General features: G+C 59.9%; 13 protein-coding genes. 5 read left to right on the top strand and 8 right to left on the bottom strand.

What is annotated here, in order from left to right; all coding sequences use genetic code 11:
- Positions 1–68: 68 nt before the first annotated feature.
- Positions 69–1,250 carry a benzoate/H(+) symporter BenE family transporter gene (locus ABUK12_RS13180; RefSeq protein ID WP_410012267.1) on the bottom strand — a complete coding sequence of 394 codons (1,182 nt, stop codon included), beginning with the start codon at positions 1,248–1,250 and terminating at the stop codon, positions 69–71.
- Between the two features lie 330 nt (positions 1,251–1,580).
- Here ABUK12_RS13180 and ABUK12_RS13175 point away from each other — a divergent pair, with 330 nt between their 5' ends.
- Positions 1,581–2,483 (top strand): hypothetical protein, encoded by a 903-nt coding sequence (locus ABUK12_RS13175; RefSeq protein WP_410012266.1) that lies wholly within the window; start codon positions 1,581–1,583, stop codon positions 2,481–2,483.
- 53 nt (positions 2,484–2,536) lie between these two features.
- Here ABUK12_RS13175 and dmsD read toward each other — a convergent pair whose 3' ends face one another.
- The 4 genes from dmsD to ABUK12_RS13155 are packed head-to-tail and all read right to left on the bottom strand — an operon-like array spanning position 2,537 to position 7,089.
- Positions 2,537–3,145, bottom strand: coding sequence for a Tat proofreading chaperone DmsD (gene dmsD, locus ABUK12_RS13170; RefSeq protein WP_410012265.1), 609 nt, complete (start codon positions 3,143–3,145; stop codon positions 2,537–2,539).
- Positions 3,146–3,155: 10 nt separating this feature from the next.
- Positions 3,156–4,016 carry a DmsC/YnfH family molybdoenzyme membrane anchor subunit gene (locus ABUK12_RS13165; protein WP_410012264.1) on the bottom strand — a complete coding sequence of 287 codons (861 nt, stop codon included), beginning with the start codon at positions 4,014–4,016 and terminating at the stop codon, positions 3,156–3,158.
- A gap of 1 nt (position 4,017) precedes the next feature.
- Complete coding sequence (locus ABUK12_RS13160) at positions 4,018–4,635, bottom strand: DMSO/selenate family reductase complex B subunit (RefSeq protein WP_410012263.1); 618 nt, start codon at positions 4,633–4,635, stop codon at positions 4,018–4,020.
- Positions 4,636–4,638: 3 nt separating this feature from the next.
- Positions 4,639–7,089, bottom strand: coding sequence for a DmsA/YnfE/YnfF family dimethyl sulfoxide reductase (locus ABUK12_RS13155; RefSeq protein WP_410012262.1), 2,451 nt, complete (start codon positions 7,087–7,089; stop codon positions 4,639–4,641).
- Positions 7,090–7,439: 350 nt separating this feature from the next.
- On the opposite strand from ABUK12_RS13155, the gene umuD reads away from it, so the two are divergent.
- Positions 7,440–7,856: a translesion error-prone DNA polymerase V autoproteolytic subunit gene (gene umuD, locus ABUK12_RS13150; RefSeq protein WP_410012261.1), complete on the top strand. Its 417-nt coding sequence runs from the start codon at positions 7,440–7,442 to the stop codon at positions 7,854–7,856.
- 2 nt (positions 7,857–7,858) lie between these two features.
- Positions 7,859–9,124 (top strand): translesion error-prone DNA polymerase V subunit UmuC, encoded by a 1,266-nt coding sequence (gene umuC, locus ABUK12_RS13145; protein WP_410012260.1) that lies wholly within the window; start codon positions 7,859–7,861, stop codon positions 9,122–9,124.
- Here the strand turns inward: umuC and ABUK12_RS13140 are convergent.
- A complete protein-coding gene (locus ABUK12_RS13140) occupies positions 9,095–9,499 on the bottom strand; it encodes a winged helix-turn-helix transcriptional regulator (protein ID WP_410012259.1) in 405 nt (134 codons plus the stop codon). The two genes, umuC and ABUK12_RS13140, sit on opposite strands and share 30 nt — an antisense overlap.
- Positions 9,500–9,597: 98 nt before the next feature.
- On the opposite strand from ABUK12_RS13140, the gene ABUK12_RS13135 reads away from it, so the two are divergent.
- The gene (locus ABUK12_RS13135) at positions 9,598–10,347 is read left to right on the top strand and encodes an SDR family oxidoreductase (RefSeq protein WP_410012258.1); all 750 of its coding nucleotides are present in this window, start codon (positions 9,598–9,600) and stop codon (positions 10,345–10,347) included.
- Between the two features lie 80 nt (positions 10,348–10,427).
- Positions 10,428–10,910, top strand: a complete 483-nt coding sequence (locus tag ABUK12_RS13130; protein ID WP_410012257.1) for a GNAT family N-acetyltransferase — start codon at positions 10,428–10,430, stop codon at positions 10,908–10,910.
- Here the strand turns inward: ABUK12_RS13130 and ABUK12_RS13125 are convergent.
- Positions 10,907–12,001 carry a DNA alkylation repair protein gene (locus ABUK12_RS13125; protein WP_410012256.1) on the bottom strand — a complete coding sequence of 365 codons (1,095 nt, stop codon included), beginning with the start codon at positions 11,999–12,001 and terminating at the stop codon, positions 10,907–10,909. The two genes, ABUK12_RS13130 and ABUK12_RS13125, sit on opposite strands and share 4 nt — an antisense overlap.
- A 196-nt stretch (positions 12,002–12,197) precedes the next feature.
- On the bottom strand, positions 12,198–13,634 hold the full coding sequence (gene phoA / locus ABUK12_RS13120; RefSeq protein WP_410012255.1) for an alkaline phosphatase: 1,437 nt from the start codon (positions 13,632–13,634) through the stop codon (positions 12,198–12,200).
- Between the last annotated feature and the right edge of the window lie 197 nt (positions 13,635–13,831).

Here is a 13,831-nt window from a genome sequence, read left to right as displayed (position 1 = left end):
GCGGACGCCAACGACTTAGCGACGCGAGGAATGTCGCTACCGGTACCGGCGGCGAGGCGTGTTTCCGCTTATTTTGTCTTACCCGGCAGCGCCAGGATACCCCAGGTGATAATCCCCCCCGCCAGTCCCCAAAAGGCGCTGCCGATGCCGAAAAAACCGACGCCGGACGCGGTCAGTAAAAAGGTGACGATAGCGGCATCCCGGTGCGTCTCTTCCAGCAGGGCGCGATGCAGGCTGCCGGCAATGGTGCTCAGCAGCGCCAGCCCGGCGATGGTATGGATAAGCGCCGCGGGCAGGGCGCCGAACACCATGCCGATGGAGCCGCCGAACAGCCCGGCCAGCAGATAGGCCGCGCCCGCGGCGGCGGCGGCCATATACCGGCGCGCGGGGTCGGGATGGGCCTCCGGGCTCATGCAAATGGCGGCGGTAATCGCGGCGATGCATATGGAAAACCCGCCCAAGGGCGCCAGGATCAGCGACGCCAGCCCCGTCCAGGCGATCAGCGGCGAGGTCGGCACGCGATAGCCGGCGGCTTTCAGGGTGGCGATGCCCGGCGCGTTTTGCGAGGCCATGGTCACGAGAAAAAACGGCATGCCGACGCCCATCAGCGCGGAGAGGGTAAAATGCGGCATGATAAAATGCGGGGCGGCGAAGGTCAGCGGCTTACCGGCGAAGGCAATCTGGCCCTGCAGGCCGGCAACGGCCAGGCCGACGCCAAGCGCCGCCACGACGGCATAGCGCGGCGCCAGGCGCCGCGTCAGGAAAAAGGCCAGGCACATGCCCGCCGCCAGCACAAAATGACTTTGCAGCGCGATAAACGCATCCAGTCCGAAACGCAGCAAAATTCCCGCCAGCATCGCCGCCGAAATCGCTTGCGGAATATGCTGCATCAGCCGGGCGAACAGCCCGGTCACGCCACACAGTAAAATCAGTGCGCAGGCAAAGATAAAGACGCCGACGGCCTCGTTAATCGAGTAGCCCGGCAGGCTGGTGACCAGCAGCGCCGCGCCGGGTGTCGACCAGGCGGTGAGGATCGGCGCGCGGTAATACAGCGACAGGCCCAGCGAGGTTATGCCCATTCCCAGGCCCAGCATCGTCAGCCAGCCGCCGATTTGCTCAACGCTGGCCCCCGTGGCCTGGAGCGCCTGAAACACGATGGCCGCCGAGCTGGCATAGCCCACCAGTACGGCGATAAAACCGGCGATGACGGCGGAAAACGAGAGGTCGCGTAATGCGGAGCGAGGCGCCATGCTGATCATATCCTATTGCCGTGCAATGTTATAAATCACCGGGGCCATAGCGCCCCTGTTTCTGGTTGTGTTTTGCAATGTCGCCTTAAAACTTAACATTGTGCGCGACAACACTCAATCGCGAGCGACATACCGGGGAACGGCGAACGTGAAAACGCCGCTGGGAATGTAAAGCTACCGGTAGCATTTAGGTTATTTAATCAAGGTTTAGCCAGGATTGGCTATAATTCCACGATTATTATGAAATAGTCAGATTATGTGCTTATTTTTTGATAATGGCCATTAAATATATATAGTTGAACCGTTTGATTTATTTAAGGATGCTAATATATGAATGTGAATTTCCAATATGAGTCTTTTCAACTCAGTAACGTCATCATCATAAAAAACAATTCAGGTAACTCTGTCAACCTTACAGGCGAGGAAATAAAAAGTGTAATCGAAACGGGTTGCGAAAAAATAAATTTGCATAACTGTTTTACTCGCGCGGGTAATAACGACATTTATATCAAAAGCCAAAGCGGTGCTATATCCATCTCTGAAGGAGATATCCACTGTAATGTTCAATCTCAATCAGGAAAAATCAGCTGTGAACATGTTATTCTGTCTAACGTCGAAACCGACTCTGGAAAAATTAATTTAAAAAATGTCGAAAAGGCCGGATTTATAAAATCAATGTCAGGCAAGGTTACGCTTAATAACTCCATTGCGGACAGTGTGACTACCGCCAGTGGTAATTTGTCACTTGAAAACAAAAGCCATGTAAAAGGTGATGTCATTACTGCAGGCGTTTTTTCAATAAAAGACTCTGTCATAGATAAAACGTTGGAAATATGCTCGAATAATGTCACTATCGGTGCTAACTCAATCGTTAATGAAGTCTATATGAAAAAGTCTAATATAGAAGAAAATTTTATTAACTCTAATTACCAAAAAATCATTAGTATTAATGGAGTCAACTCTGGCAATATAAATATCATTGTTAGTGGCGTTAACTTCCCCCCCGGAAACTTAAACCTTGTTGGGGTAAATAATATTAGGTTCAGCACACAAAATCACGATTTTACCAGCGGACGCATAACTCAACCACAAGAAAATAGCATAACGATAGAAAATGACGCAGTGGTGAAATCATTGAGGTTTGACGGGGATGAATGCACCGTTATATTGAAAGGCAGCGCCCGTTTCGAAGGCGACCGCAATGTACCGGGGCTTACAGTCAAAAACGCATAACCCGCTTTGGCATCCGGTGCTGTTGACGGTAAAACGGCCTCATCGCGCGGCCGTTAACGGTATAACTCCCTCTCCGGTGATTGCAGATTCCGCCTGCTTCGCCAGTCGCCCAGCGTCAGGCTGGCCAGGCGCGCCACGCCCCGGTAGAACGGATGCTCCGTGCCTTGTTCCAGCAATGCCAGGTAGCGTCCCGACCAGGGCAATATATGCTGCGCCAGCAGGGCGTCCAGCACGCTTTCATTATTTTCCGCCAGCCAGGCGGCCAGCATCAGCAGCAGGCCGATATGGTCCTCCGGCTCGCCGTCCTGCTGCCGGGAGGCGATGCCTTCCTGCGCCAGCCAGCGGCGCAGCGCCACGGTGGATTCCCCAAACAGCACGCTTTCCTTATCGAGATAGACCGATCCCCAGGGCGGGGCGGGCAGGGCATAGGGGCCGATAAACAGATTTTGAAAGGTCTCCTCCAAAGCGTCATGCCAAGGCGCGGCCAGGCCCTGGCGAATCAGCGCCGCCGCGTCTTCGACGCCGCTCTCGACAGGCCATTCCCGCTCCCAGCCCGGGGCCGCCAGCGCTTTCAGCAGGCCGGCGTTGGGCGCCGACAGGGGCGGATAATACAGCAAGGCCCCCAGCGTGCGCCCGGTCAGGGCCATATTCACATCATTCATATCATCGCCCCTAACCGGCAATCGCCATGCCCACGGTCATATGCAGGCCGTAAAATACCGCCCGGCCGATCAGTTCGCCGCCGAGCACCAGCACCAGGCCCAGCGTAAGTCCCGCCAGCGGCGGCGTGTTGCCGCGCGCCACCGGCCACAGCCAGCAGGCGAGGCCCAGCGCCAGCAGCAGCACCCGTCCGGCCATCAGCAGGCCATAGTCGGGGATAAGCGCCGAGGCCTGCTGCACCGAACTGTGGATCGCGGCCAGCCCGGCGGCCTGCATCATCACCGCCGCCACGCTTATCATCACCGCGATAACGCTTATCCAGGGCAGGTAGCGCCAGCCCGGCCCGCGGATGCCCGCGGCCTGCAGCAGCAGGTAGCCCAGCAGCGGGCCGCCGATAAACACCGTCAGCACAAAGCCGAGCGGGGTATAGATATTATCCCAGGTGGGCACGGTATCAATCATATAGACCCGGCCCATGGCATAAAGAAATACCAGGCCCGACAGCGCGGTAATCACCAGCCAGATCTTGTTAAGCGCCCGGGGCATGTGGTTAAACACCGCCATCAGCCAGTAGATGCCGCCGAGGGCGAAAAACAGCGAACCGGTGGCGATTTCATTGCTCAGCGGCGAGGCGCCCAGGCGGTTAAGCGCGTTCATGGCGCGCATCGGCGAGCCCAGGTGCATCATCGAGGCGATAAATCCCAGCCCCATCAGCAGCCACAGGAAAAACATGGCCAGATGCACCCGCCGCGCCTGCTGCACCGTCAGGTTGCCGGCCAGCAGCACCATGGCCATCACCAGATAACCGCCGATTACGCTCTGGCCCGCCACGGTAAAAAACATCAGCGGCCATTCATGCCATCCGTTACCCATATCACACCTCCTTTGGATTGGCGAGAAAGCCGGTGGTGTCGCCCTGCGGGCGGCAATTGGCATTGGCTTTGATCACCAGGTTGGGCATGGTGAAATGCGCCGCCGGCAGCGGCGCCACGTCGGCCAGGTCGCCATACTTGTCGCGCAGTTCGCCGATAGGCGCCAAATCCAGCGCGCGCAGCGGGCAGGATTCCACGCAGACAGGTTTTTGTCCCACCGCCACGCGCTCATGGCAGCCGTCGCATTTGGTCATATGCCCCTTGGCCTCGTTAAACTGCGGCGCGCCGTAGGGACAGGCCATATGACAATAGCGGCAGCCGATACAAATGTCCTCGTTGACTACCACAAAGCCGTCTTCGCCTTTGTGCATGGCGCCGCTCGGGCACACTTTGACGCAGGCGGGATCCTCGCAATGATTACAGGCGATGGACAGGTAATAAGCGAACACATCCTGGCGATAGCCGGCGCCGTCCGCCTGCCAGGTGCCGCCGGCATACTCATAGATGCGGCGGAAACTGACATCCGGCCCCAGGTTCTTGTAATCCTTGCAGGCCAGCTCGCAGGTCTTGCAGCCGGTGCAGCGACTCGAATCAATATAAAAACCGTATTGCGTGCTCATTCACTACACCTTTTCGATCTGTATCAGGTTGGTATGCTGCGGATTGCCCTTGGCCAGCGGCGATGGACGCTGCGTGGTCAGGGTATTGATGCAGCCGCCGTGATCGATTTTATCCCCGGCCATATCGGCCTGATGCCAGGCGCCCTGGCTGACGGCCGTCACGCCGGGCAGGATGCGCGGCGTTACCTTGGCGTCGATCCTGATCTCGCCCCGGTCGTTAAAGACCCGCACCTTATCGCCGTTGCGAATGCCCCGGCTTTCGGCGTCGATAGGATTGATCCACACCTCCTGCGGACAGGCGGCCCGCAGCACGTCGATATTGCCGTAGCTGGAGTGGGTGCGCGCCTTATAGTGGAAACCGGCCATCTGCAGCGGAAAACGCGCGCGCAGCGGATCGTCCCAGCCCTCGAAGGTGGGGACATACCGGGGCAGCGGACTGATGCTTTCATCCGCCTGCAGTTGCCAGGTGGCGGCCAGCTGCGCCAATGCCGCCGAATAGATTTCAATTTTGCCGGAAGGGGTTTTCAGCGGATTGGCCGCCGGGTCCGCGCGGAATTTACGGTAGGCGACAAAGTGGCCGTCGGGATCCTGGCGTTTATAGATGCCTTGGGCTTTTAACTGCTCATAGGACGGCAGTTGCGGGTCCTTGGCCAGCATCTTGGCATATAAAAATTGCAGCCATTCGGACTGGGTGCGCCCTTCGGTAAATTTTTGCGCCACATCCGCGCCGAGGCGCCGCGCGATATCGCTGGTGATCTGGTAAATCGAGCGGCGCTCGAATTTTGCCGAGGTGGCGGGCTGGCCGAAAATCAGATACCCCATATTGGCGGCGTAATCGTTGGGGACGATATCCTCCTGTTCGGTGGTCATCAGGTCCGGCAACAGGATGTCGGCGTATTTCGCCGATGAGGTCATAAAGTTTTCAATCACCACGATCATTTCGCAATCGCGCTCGTTTTTCAGGACTTCATGGGTGCGATTGATATCCGAATGCTGGTTGACCAGGGTATTGCCGGCATAGTTCCAGATAAATTTAATCGGCACGTCGAGCCGGTCCTTGCCTTTTATGCCGTCTTTTAACGCCGTCATTTCCTTGCCGCGTGAGATGGCGTCGGTCCATAAAAATACCGGGATCTGGGTTTTCACCGGATTGGTCAATACCGGCAGCCGTTCGATGGTAATGGTGTAGGTGGACTCGCGGGCGCCGCTGTTGCCGCCGTTAATGCCCACGTTGCCGGTGAGGATCGGCAGCATGGCGATGGCGCGCGCGGTCTGCTCGCCGTTGGCCTGGCGCTGCGGCCCCCAGCCCTGGCAAATATAAGCCGGTTTGGTCGCGCCGATTTCACGCGCCAGCTTGATGATCCGATCGCGGGGGATACTGGTGATCCTCTCCGCCCACTCCGGCGTCTTGGCGATGCCGTCGTCGCCCTGGCCGAGGATATAGGCTTTGTAGTGGCCGTTGGCCGGCGCGCCGGCCGGCAGGGTTTTTTCGTCGTAACCGACGCAGTAGGTATCCAGAAACGCCTGATCCACCAGATTTTCACTGATCAATACCCAGGCGATCGCCGACACCAGCGCCGCGTCGGTGCCGGGGCGAATGGGGATCCATTCATCCTCGCGCCCGGCGGCGGTATCGGTATAGCGCGGATCGATAACGATCATGCGCGCGTTGGAGCGCTCGCGCGCCTGCTCAAGATGGTAGGTAATGCCGGCGCCGCTCATGCGGGTTTCCGCCGGGTTGTTGCCGAACATCACCACCAGTTTGGTATTAACGATATCCGAGGTGCTGTTGCCCTCGTTGCTGCCGTAGGTGTAGGGCATGGCGGCATTGATCTGGGCGGTGCTATAGGTACCGTACTGATTGAGGTAGCCGCCGTAGCAGTTCATCAGGCGGGTGATAAGCGAGCCCGACGGTGACGAGCGGGCGAAATTGGCGCCGGTGGCGCCGGAGGAATAATTGATATACACCGCTTCGTTGCCGTAATCCTTGACGATACGCTTGAGATTATCAGCGATGGCGTCCAGCGCTTCATCCCAGCTGATGCGCTGGAATTTGCCTTCGCCGCGTTCGCCCACGCGCTTCATCGGATATTTCAGCCGTTCCGGATGGTTCATCCGCCGGCGCATGGAGCGGCCGCGCAGGCAGGCGCGCACCTGATGATCGCCGTATTCATCCTGGCCGGTGTTATCGGTTTCCACCCAATACACCTCGTCGTCGCGCACATGCAGCCTGAGCGCGCAGCGGCTGCCGCAATTAACCGAACACATGCTCCAGACCACCTTATCGGCCGTTCCCGCGGTCGTTGCCGGGGTAACGGCCGCCCGGGCGAACAGGAAAGGGAGCTGCAGCGCGCTGCTGGCCAACAGCAATCCCCCGGTCGCCACGCCGCCTTTCACCAGGCTGCGCCGGCTGATGGCGGCTTCGCCAAGCAGGGTTAATGTCTTGTTCTTCATCTCTCACCCGTCACATTGCACACACAAAGCGTTGCAGCCCGCAATCCTATAAAGCCTGATAGTTACTGGGGTTACAATTCATGGGAGCATAATGCGCGAAAAACAGGCGGAAAAACTTGTTCCCGAACAAAGTCGCATAACAAAAAGGGTTTTTAAGAACCAAAAGTATGAGTTATGTCTCGTTTTATCATACAAATATGCGGCGCCAGGCCGGCGCATGGGCGCCAGCCACGCGTGATCTTAAATCCAATGATTATCAGCCGTTTGTCGCCGCCGTGGTTTTTCCAGCTTCACATGTTCCCCCGGTCGCATCTATACTGTATGTAAATACAGTATATGGAGTGGCCGTTATGAAGATTTATCCCGCGGCGTTGGGCATCGGCGTACCGCTGCCGTTTTTTGGCGATAAAGTCGCTGCGGGGTTCCCCAGCCCGGCGCAGGATTATGTTGAACATCGCCTGGATATCAACGCCATCTGCGTGCGCCATCCGGCCAGCACCTATTTTGTCCGCGCCACGGGTGAATCGATGATTGAGGGCAATATCCGTGAAGGGGATATCCTGGTGGTGGACAGCGCCCTTAAACCCGACCACGGCAATATTGTTATCGCCTCCGTCGACGGCGGCTTTACCGTGAAACGCCTGCAGCTTCATCCCCGCGCGCGGCTGATGCCGATGAATCCCGCCTTCGCGCCCATTCCCATTACCGAAGACAGCCAGGTGGAAATCTTCGGCGTGGTGACGTTTATCATCTACGCGGCGCTGTAGCCATGTACGCGCTGGTGGATATCAATTCGTTCTACGCTTCGTGTGAAACCGTATTCCGGCCGGAATTGCGCGGGCGCCCGGTGGTGGTGCTGAGCAACAACGACGGCTGCGTTATCGCCCGTTCCGCCGCCGCCAAACGCCTTGGCGTTGCTATGGCCGCGCCCTATTTCAAGATTCGCCGGCTGCTTGAACAACATGGCGTGGCGGTGTTTTCCAGCAACTATGCCCTGTATGCCGATATGTCGCATCGGGTGATGACCCTGCTGGAGGACATGGCGCCGGCGGTTGAGATCTACAGTATCGACGAGGCCTTTCTCAATCTCACCGGCGTCGGCCATTGCAGGGCGCTGGAACAGTTTGGCCGCGAGGTACAGCAAACCCTGTTGCAGTGCACGCATCTGCATTCGGGGGTGGGTATTGCGCCCAGTAAAACGCTGGCAAAGCTTGCCAACCACGCCGCCAAGCAGTGGAGCAAAACCGGCGGCGTGGTGGATCTGTCCTCGCCGCTGCGCCAGCGTAAGCTGATGGCGCTGATGCCGGTGGAGGAGGTGTGGGGCATAGGACGCCGGCTGGGCAAAACGCTGCGGGCGATGGGGATCGGCACGGCGCTGCAACTGGCGGATTCCCATCCGGCGTTTATCCGTAATAATTTCAGCGTGGTGCTGGAGCGCACGGTGCGTGAGCTGCGCGGCGAACCCTGCCTGGAGGTGGAGGAAATGCCGGCGGTGAAGCAGCAGATTATCTGCAGCCGCAGCTTCAGTTCCCGTATCACCCGTTACCAGGATATGCGCGAGGCGGTATGCAGTTATGCCGCGCGCGCGGCGGAAAAACTGCGCGGGGAAAACCAGTTTTGCCGGCAGGTCGCGGTCTTTGTGCGCACCAGTCCGCACGCGGCCGGCGAAATCTATTACGCCAACCAGGCCACCGGCCGCATTCCCGTCCCGACCAACGATTCCCGGGATATCATCGCCCAGGCGACGGCCTGCCTGGATAGCCTGTGGCTGGACGATCGGCGTTATCTGAAGGCCGGCGTCGTGCTGGGCGATTTTTATGACCGGGGCGTGGCGCAGCTCGGCCTGTTCGACCGGTATAAGCCGCACGTTAACGCCGAGGCGCTGATGGCGACCCTGGATAAGGTCAACCGCTCGGGCCGGGGGCAAATCTGGTTTGCCGGCCAGGGCATCCGCCGGGACTGGCAAATGAAACGCGACATGTTGTCGCCGGCCTATACCTCCCGGCTAAGCGATCTGCCCCGCGCGGCGCTCTAGGCCGGCGCCGGCCTGTAAATCCTCCTGGTGCGCGTCGACCCACGCGGCCAGGGACTGTAGCGGCGCCTTCAGCGTCTTACCCAGGGCGGTGACCTGATATTCAACCCGGGGCGGGATTTCGGCGAACGCGGTACGCCGCACCAGGCCCTTGGTTTCAAACGCGCGCAGCTGACGCGTCAGCTCCTTTTGCGTGATGGGGTAGACCCCGCGCTGCAGTTCGCCAAAACGCACCGGGGCGTCGATAACGATCAGCCGGTAGAGGATGGGAATGGCCCATTTGCCGGCCACCAGCTCGACAAAGGTAAGCATCGGGCAGGGCGTTATCGCCGGCGGCGGTAATATTTTTTTCGGTTGCGCAATCGTTCGGGTCGTCATTTCATCCCACTCGCCTCTTTAGTATCCTATTGGTACCTACTATCATTTTAATACTATCTTATAAATAATGGCATTTTTCACCTGTCAGAGAGATAAAAATGCCTCGTTTAGCCGATAAATTTGCCTTGATCACCGGCGGCACCAGCGGTATCGGGCTGGAAACCGCCCGTCAGTTCCTGGCCGAGGGCGCCACCGTCGCCATCACCGGACGCAACGCCGATGCGCTGGCGCGCGCCGCCGCGGATCTGGGCGAACGGGTGGTATGCCTGCAAAGCGACGCGGGCGATGTGGCCGCCCAGCCGCTCCTGGCCCAAGCGCTTGCCACCTTGTGGCCCCGGCTGGATGTGCTGCTGATCAATGCCGCCGACGTGACCCACCGTCCGCTGGAGGAATGGGATGAAGCCGCCTGGGATCGCCTGATGGCGACCAATCTGAAGGGGCCGTTTTTTCTGGTGCAGTCACTGTTGCCGCTGCTGCATGCACCGGCCTCGGTGATTTTATGCGGTTCGGTCAGCGCGCATATCGGCCTGCCGCAAAGCGGCCCGTATGCCGCCAGCAAAGCCGGACTGCTGTCGCTCTCCCGGACCCTGTCGGGGGAACTGCTGGCGCGCGGCATCCGTGTCAACAGCTTAAGCCCCGGCCCGACGCAAACCCCGGCGCTGGAAAAACTGGGCCTGGACGGGGCGGCCTATGCGGCCCTGCTGGCGCAAATCAAGCAACTGGTGCCGCTCGGCAGGCTGGGCACGCCGCTGGAGCTGGCCAAGGCGGCGGTCTATCTGGCGTCCGATGAATCGGCGTTTGTCGTCGGCAGTGAATTGATTGTCGACGGTGGCGTCAGCGGCTTATGATGTGCCGGTGGCCGGATAAGCCCTGGCTTTGCATCAGGGGCGCCGGCGTGGATAAGCACGTTATGATAACGGGTAGCGCTATGATTCATCTGAGGAATATGACCGCCGGGGAATACCCCGATTATCGCCATTTTTTTATCGGGGAATACGCCCGGGACCTGAGCGCCAACCACGGTTACGATATCGGGCAGGGCAGGATCAACGCCATCGCCAGCATTGACGGGTATTTACCGCAGGGGGTGGCGACGCCGGATAACCAGCTGTACTGCATCGAGGCCGGCGACGCGGCGGACCGGCAAGGCGTACCGCCGGTGGCGGGGTATTTATGGATCACGTGCAAAGACGAGGCGGCCTATATCTCCGATTTCTGCATCCTGCCCGCCTGGCGCCGCCGCGGGCTCGGACGCAGCGCGCTGGCGCAGCTGGATCAGCGGTTGCGCGCCCAGGGCGTGACCGAACTGGGGCTAAGGGTGGCGGCCGATAATCCCGGCGCCCGGGCGCTGTATGATGCCTGCGGTTTCCACGTTACCGGGGTGAATATGGTGAAACCCCTGTCGCGCTAGACAATAAAAAACGCGCCCCGCGCCAGGCATTCGCCGTTGATAAAGACCTCGACGGCATGTCTGCCGGCATAGTGCATGCGGGTGGTAAAGTTGCGGATGGACTGGCTGCGGCTAATCTCAACGCTTGCATGCGGCGCCAGCGTCAGGGTTTTCAGTTTGAACACTTTGGCCGATGTGCCGCCGGATTTTTTCACATAGTGGATGGCGTAATCAATCACCAGCCGCTGGGGCAGGGGCGAGGTCGAGCGCAGCCGGAACGCCACGGTCACCTTGTCTCCCAGCCGGATTTCCCCGGGACTCACGCGCATCTCCTCCAGGCTGACCTGCGCCGCCTCGCCGGCGCCGATAAGTCCCAGCGCCCGCCGGTCCCCCTGTTTGATCAGGCTGCGCAACGCGTGACGGGCGATCCAGGCGGTGGGGGGATGATGCAATTCCCATCCCTCCAGCAGGTCCATGACCCACTCGGGATGATCCTTGGTGATATCGTTGAGATGATTCGCCACGGATTTGCGTACGTACAGGCTGGGATCGGCGCGCAGGTTGTCGAGAATGGGTTTCACCGGCGACGGGTCGGCTCGCAGCGCCTCCAGGCGGAACGACCAGGGCAGGCGCGGCCGGCTGCCTTCGCTGGCCAGCCGGCGGACGTGCTCGTCATCGTCGCGCGACCAGCGTTCCATCAGCGCCAGCCCGCGGGACAGATCCTGGCGCAGGTAGGGGCGCACCGCGAATTCCGAGGAGCCGAACGGGGTAAAAAAGCGCAGGGCCTCCATCGACAGATCGTACTCATCCAGCCCGTACATCGCCACATACTCCGGCAATACCAGGGTGACAAAGCGATTGTCCAACCGCGGCGCCAGCCGGCGTAAAATCGCCAGCGCCTGCCCATAGTCCGCCGGCAGGCCGTCGTGCAGGCAGACGCTTACCCGCCGCAGGCGCGCCATCAGCGATAATTGGTCCAGTCCGTCGCCGGTGGCCGCCAGGAAGCGGGCGCCGTCAAAACCGGGGTGGACGGCGGCGGTGTGCGCCGCGATATCGCGCAGCCGGGCGTGGTTAAAGATTTCCTTCAGCGCGGGCGCGCTTTGCTCTGACATGTCACCTGATCTTATGGGAGCGGAGCCAGTTCGCAGGCTAAAGAAAATGACGGGTTTAGGCAAGTCTCACCGTGCGGAAAATCCTTCCCGGCGACAGGAAATGACAAGGGATGATACGCCATGGCGCGATACCCTGGTCCATTCCCGCCTTTACCGCCGGCACGGCGGTAAAGGCGGGAGGGGTCCCTGGCGGTAATTATTGTTTAATGCCCAGCGCATCGCGCATGGTATAGAACAAATCCGTCTGGTCGGTCAGGCCGGCCACGTTGCCCGCATAGGGACCGAAGGCGGCGATACGCAGCTGGGTGCCGGTATGTCCCTGGGATTCGGGGTCTTCAGAATTGCCGTAGCTGATGGCCATCACCGCGCCGTCTTTCGTGGTCAGCGCCTGGGTCAGGCCGGGGGCCTTGGCGTCCGCTTCGATAATCTGGCTGGAGTGGGCGTGATCGGCGGTGACCACCACCAGCGTATGGCCGTCGGCGCGGGCGAATTCCAGCGCCTTTTGCACCGCTTCATCCAGGTCCACCGTCTCGCCGAACTGGCCGCACGGGTTGGCGGCATGGTCCTGTTTATCAATGGATGCGCCTTCAACCTGCAGGAAAAAGCCGTTGGGATGGGTTTTCAGCAGATCGATGGCTTTTTGCGTCATGGCCGCCAGGGTAGGCACCCCGGCGCCGCGTTTGGGATTATCGCTACAGGTAACCGGCGGCTTATCAATATTGCCGTGATAGACGGCTTTCGGGCCCTGCCAGCGCACCGGCATATTGCCCTCGGCAAACAGGCCCAGCAAGGGTTTGTCCTGGTTGGCCAGGGCTACGCCGTTCAGGCCATCCAGGTCGCTCACCAACTGATAGCCGCGCGCCACGGCTTGTTCCCGCAGGGTTTTACCCTGCCACTCCCCGGCCTTGGCGGTTTCGCCAAAGGTTTTGGCGCCGCCGCCCAGCGTCACGTCGGCGCGGGCCGCCAGCAGCTGTTCGGCAATGGAGCCGCGCCCCTGGTTTTCCAGCGCCTGGGTGGGGCAATCTTTACTGGTCACTTCCGGGCCGTAGCATTTGCGGGAGCTGACGTGGGCCACCAGCGCCGCCGGGGTGGCGTCCTCCAGTTCAGCGGTGGACACGTTGCCGGTGGCTTTACCGGCCGCCTTGGCCAGTTCCAGGATGGTCATATGATCCTTGCCGAACACATCGACGCCCAGCGCGCCGTTATAGGTTTTCACCCCGGTGGACCACGCGGTGGCCGACGCCGCCGAGTCGGTGACGTAGCCGGGTTTATGGGTGGTCTTGTCCAGCGCGTAATGGGTGTATTGACCGGTCAGCGGCAGCGCGTCGATCCCGGGGAACGCGTTGCCCGCGCCCAGCGCGTAGTTGCGCGCGGCGGTGATTTCCGAGTCCCCCATGCCATCGCCAATCAACAGGATGACGTTTTTTGCCTGCTGGTTGTTCAGCGCCGCCTTCAGCGCCTCGGTCTGATCGGCCTGCAGGCGGCGTGCGCCGCCGGGCTGGGTAATATCCCCCTGCGCCGCGCGCAGGCTGTCCGCGCCGGCGGCCGATACGCTGCGCGCCAGCAGGCCGTTGCCGCCCGCCAGGGCGAGGGTCAGGACGAGGGAAAGTACGGGTTGGTGCGGATGCGGCATAAAGAAGGCTCCTGTTGCCGGACGAGAAGAAGGGTATGTCTGAATTTATTATTATGTAAGTCTACGTAACCCGGATGTCATTTTTATGACACCCGGAGATAACCGCCGCGGTCAAACTTGGCGAGGTTGTCCGGCAGCAGCTAAGATAGTAAGCACATTAACTAATAATGACTTCTCACCTATTCTACCCGCGCTAT

The sequence above is a fragment of the Sodalis sp. C49 genome, from assembly GCF_046352915.1.
In the GTDB taxonomy this organism is placed as follows: Bacteria; Pseudomonadota; Gammaproteobacteria; order Enterobacterales; family Enterobacteriaceae; genus Acerihabitans.
The sequence above is the reverse complement of the archived record's forward strand: the minus strand, read 5'-3'. Positions and strand labels throughout refer to the sequence as shown.

What these genes read in the sequence shown, in the direction of transcription:
- umuD (WP_410012261.1), top strand. Translation starts at nt 7,440, where the DNA reads ATGAAGATTTATCCCGCGGCGTTGGGCATCGGCGTACCGCTGCCGTTT.
- ABUK12_RS13125 (WP_410012256.1), bottom strand. Translation starts at nt 12,001, where the DNA reads ATGTCAGAGCAAAGCGCGCCCGCGCTGAAGGAAATCTTTAACCACGCC.
- umuC (WP_410012260.1), top strand. Translation starts at nt 7,859, where the DNA reads ATGTACGCGCTGGTGGATATCAATTCGTTCTACGCTTCGTGTGAAACC.
- ABUK12_RS13160 (WP_410012263.1), bottom strand. Translation starts at nt 4,635, where the DNA reads ATGAGCACGCAATACGGTTTTTATATTGATTCGAGTCGCTGCACCGGC.
- dmsD (WP_410012265.1), bottom strand. Translation starts at nt 3,145, where the DNA reads ATGAATGATGTGAATATGGCCCTGACCGGGCGCACGCTGGGGGCCTTG.
- ABUK12_RS13130 (WP_410012257.1), top strand. Translation starts at nt 10,428, where the DNA reads ATGATTCATCTGAGGAATATGACCGCCGGGGAATACCCCGATTATCGC.
- ABUK12_RS13180 (WP_410012267.1), bottom strand. Translation starts at nt 1,250, where the DNA reads ATGGCGCCTCGCTCCGCATTACGCGACCTCTCGTTTTCCGCCGTCATC.
- ABUK12_RS13175 (WP_410012266.1), top strand. Translation starts at nt 1,581, where the DNA reads ATGAATGTGAATTTCCAATATGAGTCTTTTCAACTCAGTAACGTCATC.
- ABUK12_RS13140 (WP_410012259.1), bottom strand. Translation starts at nt 9,499, where the DNA reads ATGACGACCCGAACGATTGCGCAACCGAAAAAAATATTACCGCCGCCG.
- ABUK12_RS13155 (WP_410012262.1), bottom strand. Translation starts at nt 7,089, where the DNA reads ATGAAGAACAAGACATTAACCCTGCTTGGCGAAGCCGCCATCAGCCGG.
- ABUK12_RS13135 (WP_410012258.1), top strand. Translation starts at nt 9,598, where the DNA reads ATGCCTCGTTTAGCCGATAAATTTGCCTTGATCACCGGCGGCACCAGC.
- phoA (WP_410012255.1), bottom strand. Translation starts at nt 13,634, where the DNA reads ATGCCGCATCCGCACCAACCCGTACTTTCCCTCGTCCTGACCCTCGCC.
- ABUK12_RS13165 (WP_410012264.1), bottom strand. Translation starts at nt 4,016, where the DNA reads ATGGGTAACGGATGGCATGAATGGCCGCTGATGTTTTTTACCGTGGCG.